Genomic DNA, 13,342 nt, shown 5'->3' on the forward strand with positions numbered 1-13,342 from the left:
GACGACCTCGTGCTCAGCCTTCGGCATTGGCGCGGCCCGTCCTTACCAGGCGTCCGCGCGGATGCGCGCCACCAGCGCCTCCAGTGCTCCCGCAAACGCATCGGCATCCCGTAGCCGGACCTGGAAGATCAGCCTGCCGTCCGGGGCTTCCTCGCGCGTCCATTCACCCGATCCCGGGACCTCGCCGAGTTCCACGCGCAAGATCGTCGCTGCCTCTTCGGGCACCTGGTCCGCGGGCGCCTCGCTGACGACGGTCAGCGCGCGCACCTGCATCCGCGTGCGCAACGCGTGCTGCAGCCTGCCCGCTACGTCACGCCCTTCCGACGTCACCAGGACCAGGTGCTGCAGCAGTACATCCGGGTCGGCACGTGCGTCCGGCAGGGCGCGATCGAACGCAGCGGCCCATCCGGCCATGAGCGCCTCGTCCATGGGAGCGTTGGCGTCCAGACGCGCGTAGACCGCGGGCGCGATGGCCCGCGCATAGGCATCGATGACGGAATCGTCGTACCAGGGTGCGGTGTCGTCGCTGCCCGCCATGCGCCGGTAGGCCCACCCATTGCCCACGGCTGTCGCCAAGGCTTCGTTGAGCCAGGCTTCGGCGTAGCGTCGGTTGGGTGACGGCGCATCGCGGAAAGCCGCTCGGATGCGGTCCACCTGCGCGAGTGGCTGGCCGCCGAACAGGACATGCGCTACCTCGTGCACCACCACGCTCGCGTAGGCCGTGTAATCACGGCTGTCCACCGGCATGAAGCTGCGCACGACCTGTCCGTTGACCGTGGCGCTGAACGAGCCCCCACCTGCTGGGACGGGGGACAGGCCGATGGTCCAGGGCACATCAGCGGCGCGGGGCGAGCCATAGAACCTGGCCGTCGCGGCGAGCAGCATGTCCACCCTGTGCTTGCGCATGTGGTCGCGCACGCCATCCGCCATGGTGGACGCCTCGCGTGCCAACGGCCTTTCCACTGTTTCGACATAGCGGGGTTCGATCGCCGCAAGCGCCTCGAGGACGATCTGCCTGTCCTCGGCGTCGTAGTCCACGACGATACGTCGCTCGAACGTCTTCAGGTCGGGTGAAAGAACGGCGGCATCCTGCAGCCTCCACCAGGGCGACGACCATTGCCCGTAGCCTCGAGGCCGCGCTTCCGTGGCGCGCACATCGCGCCACCGGTCCATGCCGCAGAACCGGCGCAGGCGATCCGCATCGAGTGCACTCGGTGCTGCTACGTCCGCGAGCGCCTTTCGCAATGCCGGCGACGCCTCATCACCTCCGCAGTAAGACAGCGCCAGATCCAGCAGGCCTTGAAGCCTGTTGATCCGGACGTCCAGCAAGGGAGCCGCCGCCGCCGATGCGCCCTGTGCTGCCGTGAGCGAGAGCAATACCAGCAAGAAAGCGGAACGGGTCATGTGATGTCTGCTTTGGGAGAAGGATCTACAGGAGATGCAGCCGACACCGGAAAGGTCGCAGCCGGGTTGAACAGGGCATTCACTTGCCCCGTGCGATAACCGAGGCATGACGCATCCGCCGGAATATGCATCGCACCCCTACACCTTCGGCCTGGAAGAAGAGTATTTCCTTGTGCGCCGCAATGGTCGCCGGCTGCGGCACATGCCGCGCCGCTTCTTCGAGGCATGCCGCTCGGCACTGGGCGAGCGCTTCGGCAGCGAGATGCTGCAGACGCAGGTGGAAGTGCAGACGGAGGTGCATGACGACCCGCGCGCCGCAGCGCGTGACCTCCTCACGCTGCGTCGCACGGTCGGCGGGATTGCACACACGCATGGCCTCGGCATCCTGTCGGCAGGCACGCATCCGTTGGCGCAGTGGCGCGGTCAGCGCAGCACCGACAAGCCCCATTACGACCAGGTGATGGACGAGCTGCAGATGCTCGGCCACCGCAACCTGCTGTGCGGCCTGCATGTGCACGTACAACCAGCCGATCCGGCGCAACGTGTGCCGTTGATGGCGCGCATGCAGCCGTTCCTGCCACTGCTGCTGGCCCTGAGCACCTCGTCACCGTTCTGGATGGGACATGCCACCGGCCTGATGGGCTACCGGCAGACGGCGTACCAGGAGATTCCCCGCACCGGCCTGCCGCCGCTGTTCCGCGACCAGACCGAATACAACCACTACGTGCAGCGCATGGTGGACGGGCGAGCCATTCGTGATGCGAGTTTCCTGTGGTGGGCACTTCGACCGTCACTCGCCTTCCCGACCCTGGAGCTGCGCGTCACCGACGCCTGCACCGACCCACGCGATGCACTGGCGATCGCGCAGCTGTTCCGCTGCCTGATCCGGCACCTGGAGCGAGCGCCGCAGTTGCACGACCGACTGCAGGCTGGCGAGCAGGCGGTGATCGCGGAGAACCTCTGGCGCGCCCAACGCCACGGCTTCGACGCGGGCCTGATCGATCTCGGCAGCCGTCGGCTGGTGTCGGTGCGTGAAATGCTGGAGAGCACCCTGGACGCCCTGGCACCGGACATCGCGGCGCTGAGTTGCGAGACCCAGATCGAACGTGTGTGGCGCATCCTCGAAGATGGCACGAGCGCGCACCGGCAACTGCAGCAGTACCAGGCACGCAGGCTGGCCGGCGATACGCATGGCGACGCGCTGGCCCAGGTGGTGGAGTGGCTGGCGACGGCCAGCGTACCGGCCTGACGACTGCTCAGCGCACGATGGCCTTCTGCTGCGACACCACGAAAACACCCGCCATCACCAACACCGTACCCGCGACCTGCCACGGCCCCACCGGCTCGCCCAGCAACAACAGGCTGAGCACGATGGTCGACACCGGCCCGATCATCCCGACCTGCGCCGCGAGTGCAGAACCGATCCGGGCCACCGCCATCATGACCGCCAGTACCGGCAACACCGTACATAGCGTGCCGTTGACCAACGAAAGTGCGTACACCTCCCATGGCAACACCAGCGCACCGAGCGGCCGGAGCAGCAGGAACTGGAGCAGGCAAAGCACGCTGGCCACACTGCTGGCGTACGCCGTGAGGCGTACCGCACCGACGCGCGCCACCACTTCACCGCTGCCAACGAGGTAGAGCGCATAGGCCAGCGCACTGCCGAACACCAGCACGCTGCCGAGCGCGATGTTGGAACCGCCTGCCTGCAGGTCATGGCCAAATGCCAGGGCCACGCCGGCATAGCTGACCCCCAGCGCCCACGCCTGCCTGCGCGAGATGCGCTTGCGGAACGCCAACCCGCCGATCAGCGCCGCCAACGTCGGCGTGAGGTACAGGATCAACCTCTCCAGCGTGGCGGTGATGTACGCCAGACCCGCGAAGTCGAGGAAACTGGCCAGGTAGTAGCCGAGGAAACCCAGCAGCAGGATTCTGCCCAGGTCATCCTTCGACAGCGCCGCGCTGCGCCGCGCGGCCCACAATCCCATCAGCAGGAAGAACGGAAACGCAACCAGCATGCGCAGCGCAAGCAAGGTCACCGCGTCGGCACCGTAGCGATAGCCCAGCTTGACGATGATCGCCTTGCCGGAAAAGGCGATGGCACCCATTGCGGCGAGCAGCAGGCCGGAGCGGCTGACCGCGTGCAGGCCCGGTCGCGCCTGCGGCGCTTCCACTGCCTCGGCCGGCGCCACGTCGAGTGGCTGCGCCAGTTCGTCTTCCGCTTGCGGCTGTGTCATGGCGACCGCTTCACGCCAGCGTGCATTCCAGCAGGCGACGGATCAGCCCCTGCGTGCGCGCGGCGCGCTCGGGCAGGTAGGCGAAGCTGTCTTCGTCCATGTAGTTCAGCTGCGCCAGTTCGAGCTGCACCGCCTGGATGTCCCGGGTGACATCGGCGTAATGACGGGTGATGTAGCCGCCGCGGAATCGACCATTCACGACGAAGCTGAAATCCACCTGCGACGCAAGCACGCCTTCCAGCGCGTGCCGCAGGCCCGGCGAACAGCTCGCTCCACCGGCGGTACCGAGATTGAAATCCGGCAGGCGACCCTCGAACAGGAACGGCACCTCGCTGCGGATGGAGTGGCCTTCCCACAACACGACGCGCCCGTGCGCTTCGTGGAGGCGCGCGATCTCGGCCTGCAGGGCTCGATGATAGGGGCGCCAGTAGGTGTCCACGCGTGCCGCGATCTCCTCCGGCGTCGGCTCCTGTCCCGGCAGGTAGACGGACTCGCCGCTGAAACGCACGACGGGGCACAGGCCGGTGGTGTTCTGGCCCGGATAGAGCGAGACATCATCCTCGGGCCGGTTGAGGTCGACCACATAGCGCGAGTACGCAGGCACGATGATCGATGCGCCGAGTCCGCGCGCGAAGGCATACAGCTCGGCGACATGCCAGTCGGTATCAGGCACGCGGCGTGCCTCGGTCGTCAGGCGCGCAGCGAGTTCGTCCGGCAGCGCGGTGCCGTGGTGCGGCAGGCTGATGAGCAGCGGCGTCGTGCCGCGATGCAGGGTGTAGGTGTCCATGCCGCCATTGTATCGCCGCCCCCACCGGGGCAGGCGTCAGCGCAGGAGCACCACTTCCTCGGCGCTGGTGGGATGGATGGCCATCGTGTCGTGCAGGTCGGCCAGGGTGATGCCCTTCTTCAACGCCACCGCGAACCCCTGCAGCATTTCGTCGGCCCCCTCGCCCAGCAGATGCAGGCCGACCACGCGCCGGTCGTCGCCCGTGCAGACCAGCTTGAACAGGCTGCGCTGCGGCGAATCGGCCAGTGCATGCAGCATCGGCCTGAAGCGCGTCGCATATACGCTCACCTGCTCGCCGAAGCAGGCACGTGCCTCGGCTTCGGTCAGACCCACTTTTCCGACCGGCGGATGGGAGAACACCACCGTGGCGATGTTGCGGTAGTCGAGCTTCGCATCGGCCTGTCCACCGAACACGCGATCCATCAGGCGACGTGCCGCCGCGATGGCCACGGGCGTCAGTGCCGCCTGTCCCGTCACGTCGCCCACGGCGCAGATCCCGGCGACCGAGGTGTTCTGGTACGCGTCCACCTGGACGAATCCGCGTGCATCGATCGCCACGCCCGCCTTGTCCAGGCCCATGCCGGACCTATTGGGTGTACGCCCCGTCGCGAAAATCAGCGCGTCGAAGCGCTCGCTGCGCGTCCCGTCCACCGCCAATACCGTCACTCCGCCCCCGGATGCCTCCTCCAGCGCTGCCACGGCATGTCCGAAATGCAGACGCACCCCGTGCTGGCGCATGTCATCCGCCAGCTCCGCGGTGATCTGCTCGTCGAAGCCGTCCAACAACCGTTGACCGCGCACGAAAAGTTCCACCTGGCTGCCAAGCGCCTGCAACACGCCGGCCAGTTCGACCGCCACGTAACCACCGCCCACGATCGCCACGCGGGGAGGCGCCGCGCACAGGTTGAAGAAGTCATCCGAGACCATGCCGAGCCCTGCGCCAGGAATCTCCGGTCGTGATGGCCGGCCCCCTGTCGCAATCAGCACCTGCCTGCCTTGCAGCGCCACGCCGTCTGCGTTGACCACGGTGTGCGCGTCGCTGAAATGGCCATGGCAAGGCATCAGCACCACGCCACTTTCATCCAGCCGCTTGCGATAGCTGGCATGGATGCCGGCGATGTAGCGCTGGCGATGGACGATGAACTCCTTCCAGTCCAGCGTGGGCGGCGCGACGTCGAAGCCCAGCGATGATGCCAAGGCGATCTTCTGCGACAGTTCGGCGGCCAGCCACATCGCCTTTTTGGGCACGCAGCCCACGTTGACGCAGGTGCCTCCCAGCTCCCTGGGTTCCAGCAACGCCACCTTCGCACCATGCGACGCTGCCCGGAATGCGCCGGCCAGGCCGCCCGAGCCGCCCCCCATCACGATCAGGTCGAATTCCTGCGGCTTCATGCAAATCGCTCCGGTCGGTAGGGCAAGGGATCGAGAGCCGGGGTGCGGCCCGTCATCAGGTCGGCCATCAACTGGCCGGTCGCCGTGCTCATGCTGATGCCGAGCATGCCGTGGCCCGCCGCCATCCACACGTGACGATGGCCGGGCACGCGCCCCAACAACGGAAGATCATCCCATGTCATCGGGCGCCACCCGTACCAGCGCTCGTGCACTTCGGCACCGAAGGGCTCACGCAGGAACTCGCGCGCGCCGCGTTCGAGGGCAGCCAGCCGCGTCTCGTTGAGGGTGTCGTCAAGGCCCGAGAATTCCATCGTGCTCCCTAACCGGAAGCCGCTTTCCCACACGGTCACGCAGACCGAGCGATCCTTCAGCACCATCGGGTGACGCGGCACGCGCAGAGGCCGCGCGTAGGTGATCGAATAGCCCTTGCCTGGCTGGATGGGCGCCTTCAATCCCAGCGTGCGCGCGAACGCTGGCGTCCAGGCACCCAGTGCGATGACGGCATCATGTCCCGCGCGCGTGCCCTGCGCCGTTGCCAGCCGCACGCCGGTGGAGGTCGTTTCGAGCCTTTCCACGCGGCAGTGTTCTTCGATGACACCCCCGCGCTCGCGCACCACGCGCGCGAGTTCCGCCACATAACGGTCCGGACGCAGCCGCGCATCGCCGGGAAACCGGATGGCGCCCGCGACGCCAGGCAGCATGGCGGGTTCCTCGCGCTCGTAGTCCTTGCCGCCGAACACCTGCGTGGCAATGCCGAACTCCGCCAGTGCCGTGCATTCATCCACATATCGCTGGAATCTGCGTGGATCGCGGAACACGTAGTCGAGTCCTTCCTCCTCGAACTCGCACTCCAGTCGATAGCGACCTACCCAGTCCGTCAGCCGGGCCCGTGCATCATTGAGCAATGCGGCACGCGCCTGCGTACTGCGACGCCAGTCGCGCAGGTTGCAGCGGGCGGCGAAGCGCAGCAGCCAGTGCCACAGCGCGGGATCGACGCGGGGCTTGAGGTAGAGCGGCGCATCCGGCGTGAACATCCACCGCAATGCCTGTGCCACCACGCCCGGCGCGGCCAGGGGTGGCGCGTGGCTGGGCGTGATGGTGCCGCAGTTGCCATGCGAGGCGCCGCCGCCGACGCGGGCGGCGTCCAGCACGCGCACGCCGCGGCCTGCTTCGAGCAGTGCCAGCGCGGTCGCCAGGCCAATGGCACCGCCACCGATGATCAGGACGTCGTCGCGGGGAATATCCACCCTGTCAGTCTAGTCGCTATCACCCGGCGCGAAGCCGCAAAGGTTGCAGCTCCGCGTACGTCAGCGAACGCCACAGCCATTCGACGGGACCGAACCGGAACCGCGACAGCCAGAGCCGGCTCAACGCCACCTGCAGGCCGAACAGCACCACCGCGAACACCGGTTGCCACGCACGCGGCAACTGCTCGAAATAACCCAGGCCATAGCCGTAGAAGATCCAGGTACACACCAGCGACTGCGTCAGATAGTTGGTCAGCGCCATGCGCCCCGCCGGCGCCAGCCAGACGAGCGGCCGTTGCCACGGCGCCGAGGCCAGCGCGCGCATCACCCAGGCCACATAGCCCAGACACATCAGCAGGTTCGCCAGCATCTGCAGCGTGAACGCCGTGGACACCCGCAGGTTGAACGTGGCGAAATCCATCGTCGGTTCCAGCGCCACCGAACCCAGCATGGACAGCAACCCCAGCGGCCATGCCACCCAACGCAGGGTCGCGTACATGCGCGGGAATTCTCCGGGTCGCGCGATGGCGCCACTACGCACGAACCAAGCGCCCAGCAAAAACAGGCCGAACGCGATGAAGCCGAACATGGTGATGTTGCTGAGCGCCATGCCCGTGCTCTTCAGGCGCTGCCAGGTGGCATCGGCATAGCTGCCACTGCCGTACGCGATGCGCTCGCTGTCGATCAGCGCCCGCATCTGCGTGCCGATCTCGGCCATCGCCTTGTCCCAGCCCGCCGTGCCGTCCAACAGCGACCCCATGCCTCCCATCAGGAACATGAAGCCGATCGGCATGGCATATGCGACCAGGCCGAGCCCGACATACCAGCGATAAGGCATTGGCCGGAACGCGAGCAGCAGGAAGGAACACAGCGCGTACATCATCAGGATGTCGCCGGCCCAGATGAAAAGCGCGTGGATCACGCCGAAGGCCAGCAGCACCAGGCCCCGTCGCCAGTACACGCCGGCGAACGGCCGGCCCGCCAGTTCGGCGCGCTGCGACATGACCGCGAAGCCCATGCCGAACAACAGCGAGAACAGCGTGTAGAACTTGCCCTGCACCAACACGTACACCAGCAGGTCGACGATGCGGTCGATCCCCGCAAGCGTCGGGTCCAGGCCTGTGCCCGACGCCATCACCGGCCCCACGAAGCCCTCCATGTTCATCAGCAGGATGCCCAGCAGCGCGAAGCCGCGCAGCACGTCCATCGCTTCGATGCGTTCGGCCACCGCGATGGGCGCCAGGTTATCGGTGATCGTCGCCGCCATTCCCATCCCCTGATGTCTTCGCCCCGATTAGACCATGCGCTGCCCGGCATCCCGCGCAGCCAAAAGAAACGGCCCGCTTTCGCGGGCCGTCCTGGAAGCAGGCATGCGGTGGATCAGTGGTGATGACCACCGTCGCCGTGCACATGGCCGTGCTCGAGTTCCTCGGCGCTGGCTTCGCGCACTTCCACGATCTCCACGTCGAAGTGCAGGTCCTTGCCTGCCATCGGATGGTTGAGGTCCACGTCCACCACGCTCATGCCGACCTTCTGGATGGTCACGGCGCGCGGGCCGAAGTTGGTCTGCAGCACGACCTGCTGGCCCGGCACCAGGCGCTGGTTGCCGAAGTGCTTCTTGGGCACGCGCTGGCTCAGGCCGTCACGGCGCTCGCCGTAGGCGTCGGCCGCCGCCACGTCCACCCCGAAGCTCTCGCCGGCTTCACGGTCCTGCATCGCGGTCTCCAGGCCCGGGATGATGTTGCCGTGGCCGATCAGGATCGCCAGCGGCTCGCGGTCCTTCGAGCTTTCGATCGGCTCCTGGCCGGCTTCGGACACGGTGTAATGGAAACGGACGACGCTGTCTTTTGCGATTTTCATGCGGGACTCTGGACGGGGCCTGCCGGCGGGCAGGACGGGCGCGGCTTGTGGACCGCAAGGGAATGCGGCGAAGATGCGCCGCGATGAAGGCCCGACATTATCCCGGCTTGACCCTGCCCGCGCCACTTCGGCGCTGGGCCGTCCTCCTGCTCTGCGCCGGCCTGATCGCCCTGGCCGGCTGTGGCAGCTCGAAGCCCCAGGTCCGCAAATCGCCTCCGCCCCACGCGCAACGCGATTGGCCGGTGGTGCAGGCCGACGATCCCGCCGCCGCCACTTCGGTCCTGATGCGCGCCATCGGCCTGGTCGGCACGCCGTACCGGTACGGCGGCAACACGCCGGAATCCGGCTTCGACTGCAGCGGCCTGGTGACCTACGTCTATCGGGACATGCTGGATGTGCGTCTGCCGCGCACGTCGCGGGAACTGGCGCAGGTGCAGGGACCCAGGATCGAACCACGCCGCCTGGCGCCCGCAGACCTGGTGTTCTTCGGCAGTCGCGGCAACGTGACCCATGTGGGGATCTACGTGGGTGAAGGCCGGTTCGTGCATGCCCCGAGTACGGGCGGTACGGTCCGGCTCGATCATCTGGACGGCCCCTACTGGCGGGACCATTACAGCGGCGCGAAACGCGTCCTTCGTTAGGAATCGGTCAAGTCTGTGACGCGGAACGTTCACACTTAACAAATAAATAACGATTTCTGAACCAAATCGCTCTGATCAGCCGGCATTATCGCCCCTGACTTGTTAAACCCATCCCGCGCGTGACGACCGACGACGACCTGCCAACAGGCCAGCCTGCCGCCACCCACCGCCTGCCGCGGAGGGTTTCCCGACTTCTTGTGGGCCTTGGCCTGTGCGCCATGGCCGCCGTGGTGCAGGCCCAGACTGCCCCGGCCACCGTCGACGCCGCGTCAACGCCGGCGTCCAGTGATGTGGTGGTGGCCCCAGCCGCCAAATCAGTCACCACCAGCGTCAAGGAAAAGGCCGCCGAGGCCGCCACCGCCACCCTCTCCGCCCTGCTCCCCCGTCTGGCCGCCAGCGATACGCTGCCGCTGGTCGACCGCTCGGCCATGGTGGCCGGCGACATCAGCAAGTTGCTGGCCGCGTACGACCTGAGCAAGGAAGGCGTCGTGGCGCAGGAACAGCAGGGGGGCAAGGTACAAGTGGTCCTCCAGCGCGCCCTTGCGTTGATGGGCACGCCCTACCGCTGGGGCGGCACGTCGCCCGACAGTGGCTTCGATTGCAGCGGCCTGGTCGGTTATGTGTTCCGCACGGCACTGGGCATCGAGCTGCCGCGCGTGTCCCGCGACATGGCCGCCAAGGCCGACGCGGAAATGGTCGGCGCGCGCGAGGAACTGCGCCAGGGCGACCTGGTGTTCTTCGGATTGAAGGGCCGGGTGAACCATGTAGGCATCTACGTGGGCGAAGGCCGCTTCCTGCATTCGCCCAGTCGTGGCAAGGATGTGCGCGTGGACAGCCTGCTCACCGGCTACTGGGCCAACCGCTACCTGAGTGCGCGTCGCGTCGCGATGTAACCGTACGCATGCCAGAGCAACGATGAAGAAGGCCGCCCCGCGCGGCCTTCTTCTTTTCCATCTTCTGTGCGCCGCAGCTTGCATCGATCGCCGGCTTGCCTCCATCCTCCGACGATTGCGCCATTACCGCGCATCCTTTTTCTTCGCGCCGAAGGGGAGTCGTACGCGATGCAGGCATCACTGCTGACCAATCTGCTGCTGCCGTTGGCCCTGGGCATCATCATGCTGGGCCTCGGGCTGGGACTGACGCTTGAGGATTTCCGTCGCGTGGCGCGTTATCCGCGCGCCGTGCTGATCGGTCTCGCCCTGCAGACGCTGGTGCTGCCCTGGGTCGCGTTCGGCCTGGCCCTGGGCTTCGGTCTGCCTGCGGAACTCGCGGTGGGCCTAATGCTGCTGGCCGCCTCGCCCGGTGGCGCCACCGCCAACATCTACAGCCACCTCGCACGCGGCGATGTCGCGCTGAACATCACCCTGACCGCGATCAACAGCCTGCTCTGCCTGCTGACGCTGCCGGTGATCCTCAACCTTTCCCTGGAGTACTTCCTCGGCGCAGGCCAGTACGTGCCGCCACCGACGAAGAAAGTCGTCGAAGTCGCCGCCATCATCCTGCTGCCGGTTGCCCTCGGCATGGTCATCCGCGCCAAGGCCGCAGGGTTCGCGGCGCGCACCGAGAAGCCCATCCGCCTGCTGTCGGTGCTGGTGCTGGCCTTGCTGGTGGTCGCGGCGGTGGCGCAGGAGTGGAAGACGCTGACCACCTACTTCGCCATCGTCGGGCTGGCCTGCCTGCTGTTCAACCTGGCCAGCATGGGCGCCGGCTATGCGGCGCCGCTGGCGTTGCGCCTGCCGAAGAAACAGGCCATCGCCATCGCCATGGAGATCGGCATCCACAACGGCACGTTGGCGATCTTCATCGCACTCAACGTGCTGCAGAACGCGACCATCTCGGTGCCGGCGGCGGTCTACAGCCTGCTGATGTTCGTCACGGCGGGCGTGTTCGCGTGGTGGGTATCGCGGGACAAGGCCGCAACCGCCTAGGCTCCCCGGCGGCCATCGGCCACATAGGCCATGCTGACCGAGACGGGCGCCGTTTCGGCGAACCCGAACCGGCTGTAGAGGTGCCTGGCGTCACCGTCGGCGATCAGCATGACGTAGGCGGAAGCGGGCGCATTCGCGCGCAGCCACGCATCCAGGGCGGCCATGATGCGCTTGCCCTGCCCCTGGCCCTGATGGTCGGGCCGCACGGCGATGTCCACGACGGCAAACACCGTGCCGTTGTCGCCAACGACGCGCCCCATGCCGATCACGTCACCCGCCTTCACCAAGCTGACGCCGTACAGCGTGTTGGCGAGGCCGCGCTCAGCGGCTTCCTGCGTCTTGGGCGACATTCCTGCTTCGACCCGGAGCCGACGATAGGTGGCTACATCGGGGAAGGAATCCACTAGTTGAATCGCATCGGCATTCATGGCGTCGAGGCGGCATCATCCCCGAGACCGACATTGCTCGATGCGCTTTCGTAGATTTCGCGATCCAGCAGACCGGTTTCCTTCGCCACCAGCACCGGCACCAGCATCTGGCCGGTCACGTTCGTCATCGTGCGCATCATGTCCAGGATGCGGTCGATCGCCACCAGCAGGCCGATGCCCTCCAGCGGCAGGTTGGCCGCGCTCAGCACCAGCGTGACCATCACGGTCGCCGTGCCGGGTACGCCGGCCGTGCCGAAGCTGCCCAGCACCGACGCCAGCAGGATGACGAAGTACTGGTTCACCGACAGGTCCAGGCCGAAGTACTGGGCCACGAAAATCGAAGTCAACGCCGGATAGATCGCGCCGCACCCATCCATCTTGATGCTGGCGCCCAGCGGCACCGCGAACGCTGCATAGTCCTTGTCCACGCCCAGATTGTGGGTGACGCTGCGCAGCGCGACCGGCATCGAAGCGAAGCTGGACGAACTGACGAACGCCACCTGCATGCCTGGCGCGGCGCCGCGGAAGAACTTCCACGGATTCAATCCGTGCGCCAGCAGCAGGCTGCCGTACACGACGACGATGTGCAGCGCGCATGCCAGGTACAGCGCGCCGATGTAGCTGCCCAGTGGCAACAGTTTCTCGAAACCGTATGTGCCCACCAGCGCGCCGATCAGGCCGAACGTGCCCAGCGGCGTCATCTCCAGCACGAAGCGCGTGACCTGCACCATGGTGTCGCTGGCCTCGCCGGCCAGCTTGCGCAGGCCCGCACTGCGTTCGCCCAGCTTGACCAGGGCGAAGCCCAGCAGGCCGGCGAAGAAGATCACCTGCAGGATCTTGCCCTCGGTGAGCGCCTTGAAAGGATTGGACGGCACGATGTCCAGCAGCACCTGCACCGGCGTCGGTACTTCGCGTACCTGATAGTCCGGCGCCATCATCAAACCGGTCAGGCCCTTGCCGGGCTGCACTACCCAGCCCACCGCCAGGCCCACGCAGACGGCCATCGCCGCCGTGATCGCGAACCACAGGAACGTGCGTCCGCCCAGCGCAGCGACCGACTTCTGCCCATGCAGGCTGGAGACGGCGTTGATGACCGCGAAGAACACCAGCGGCACTGCGATCATCTTGATGAGCGTGACGTACAGGTCGCCGAGGGGTTTGAGCGAGATCCCGGCCGCCGGTCCCAGCCACCATCCCGCCAGCGCGCCCAGCACGAAACCGGCGACGACGCGCTGCCAGAACGGAATCCTCAACCAGGCCGAGACCAGACTCATCCACCGCGACTCACAAAAACGGACGCGACACCTTAGCCCATGGCTCCGCGCGGGGCGACCATGCCGACGGAATGCCGGGTGTCATGAACAGGACACTGCGCGACCGTCATAATGGGCCGACTGTCCTCCACACGGCTCCTC

13 protein-coding genes are annotated in these 13,342 nt (G+C 66.8%); 4 read left to right on the plus strand and 9 right to left on the minus strand.

The genetic code is table 11. The annotated features are described in order from the left end of the window. Positions 1–42 precede the first annotated feature (42 nt). Positions 43–1,404 (minus strand): hypothetical protein, encoded by a 1,362-nt coding sequence (locus IB223_RS10275; RefSeq protein WP_192201569.1) that lies wholly within the window; start codon positions 1,402–1,404, stop codon positions 43–45. A 106-nt stretch (positions 1,405–1,510) separates the two neighbouring features. Here IB223_RS10275 and IB223_RS10280 point away from each other — a divergent pair, with 106 nt between their 5' ends. Then, positions 1,511–2,653: a carboxylate-amine ligase gene (locus tag IB223_RS10280; RefSeq protein WP_192201570.1), complete on the plus strand. Its 1,143-nt coding sequence runs from the start codon at positions 1,511–1,513 to the stop codon at positions 2,651–2,653. A gap of 7 nt (positions 2,654–2,660) precedes the next feature. Here IB223_RS10280 and IB223_RS10285 read toward each other — a convergent pair whose 3' ends face one another. From IB223_RS10285 to IB223_RS10310, 6 genes are all read right to left on the minus strand, one after another. Next, complete coding sequence (locus IB223_RS10285) at positions 2,661–3,644, minus strand: DMT family transporter (RefSeq protein ID WP_192201571.1); 984 nt, start codon at positions 3,642–3,644, stop codon at positions 2,661–2,663. A gap of 10 nt (positions 3,645–3,654) precedes the next feature. Then, positions 3,655–4,431, minus strand: a complete 777-nt coding sequence (gene hutG / locus IB223_RS10290; RefSeq protein ID WP_192201572.1) for an N-formylglutamate deformylase — start codon at positions 4,429–4,431, stop codon at positions 3,655–3,657. Positions 4,432–4,467: 36 nt separating this feature from the next. Continuing rightward, on the minus strand, positions 4,468–5,823 hold the full coding sequence (gorA, locus tag IB223_RS10295; protein ID WP_192201573.1) for a glutathione-disulfide reductase: 1,356 nt from the start codon (positions 5,821–5,823) through the stop codon (positions 4,468–4,470). Then, positions 5,820–7,070 carry an FAD-dependent oxidoreductase gene (locus tag IB223_RS10300; RefSeq protein ID WP_192201574.1) on the minus strand — a complete coding sequence of 417 codons (1,251 nt, stop codon included), beginning with the start codon at positions 7,068–7,070 and terminating at the stop codon, positions 5,820–5,822. Before IB223_RS10300 ends, gorA begins: the two co-directional genes overlap by 4 nt. A 19-nt stretch (positions 7,071–7,089) precedes the next feature. Next, positions 7,090–8,337 (minus strand): DUF418 domain-containing protein, encoded by a 1,248-nt coding sequence (locus tag IB223_RS10305; protein ID WP_192201575.1) that lies wholly within the window; start codon positions 8,335–8,337, stop codon positions 7,090–7,092. Positions 8,338–8,450: 113 nt separating this feature from the next. Next, positions 8,451–8,930, minus strand: coding sequence for a peptidylprolyl isomerase (locus IB223_RS10310; protein WP_192201576.1), 480 nt, complete (start codon positions 8,928–8,930; stop codon positions 8,451–8,453). A gap of 83 nt (positions 8,931–9,013) precedes the next feature. Here IB223_RS10310 and IB223_RS10315 point away from each other — a divergent pair, with 83 nt between their 5' ends. The 3 genes from IB223_RS10315 to IB223_RS10325 all read left to right on the plus strand — a co-directional run bounded on the left by IB223_RS10315 (position 9,014) and on the right by IB223_RS10325 (position 11,499). Further along, a complete protein-coding gene (locus IB223_RS10315) occupies positions 9,014–9,571 on the plus strand; it encodes a C40 family peptidase (protein WP_192201577.1) in 558 nt (185 codons plus the stop codon). A gap of 218 nt (positions 9,572–9,789) precedes the next feature. Further along, positions 9,790–10,464, plus strand: coding sequence for a C40 family peptidase (locus IB223_RS10320; RefSeq protein WP_192202385.1), 675 nt, complete (start codon positions 9,790–9,792; stop codon positions 10,462–10,464). A gap of 168 nt (positions 10,465–10,632) precedes the next feature. Further along, positions 10,633–11,499 (plus strand): bile acid:sodium symporter family protein, encoded by an 867-nt coding sequence (locus IB223_RS10325; RefSeq protein ID WP_192201578.1) that lies wholly within the window; start codon positions 10,633–10,635, stop codon positions 11,497–11,499. Here IB223_RS10325 and IB223_RS10330 read toward each other — a convergent pair. Further along, positions 11,496–11,927, minus strand: coding sequence for a GNAT family N-acetyltransferase (locus tag IB223_RS10330; protein WP_192201579.1), 432 nt, complete (start codon positions 11,925–11,927; stop codon positions 11,496–11,498). The genes IB223_RS10325 and IB223_RS10330 overlap by 4 nt on opposite strands. Next, entirely contained in the window at positions 11,924–13,201 is a 1,278-nt protein-coding gene (locus tag IB223_RS10335; protein WP_192201580.1) for a dicarboxylate/amino acid:cation symporter, read from the minus strand. Before IB223_RS10335 ends, IB223_RS10330 begins: the two co-directional genes overlap by 4 nt. Positions 13,202–13,342: the final 141 nt, after the last annotated feature.

This window comes from Pseudoxanthomonas sp. PXM03 (assembly GCF_014852005.1).
Lineage (GTDB): Bacteria > Pseudomonadota > Gammaproteobacteria > Xanthomonadales > Xanthomonadaceae > Pseudoxanthomonas_A.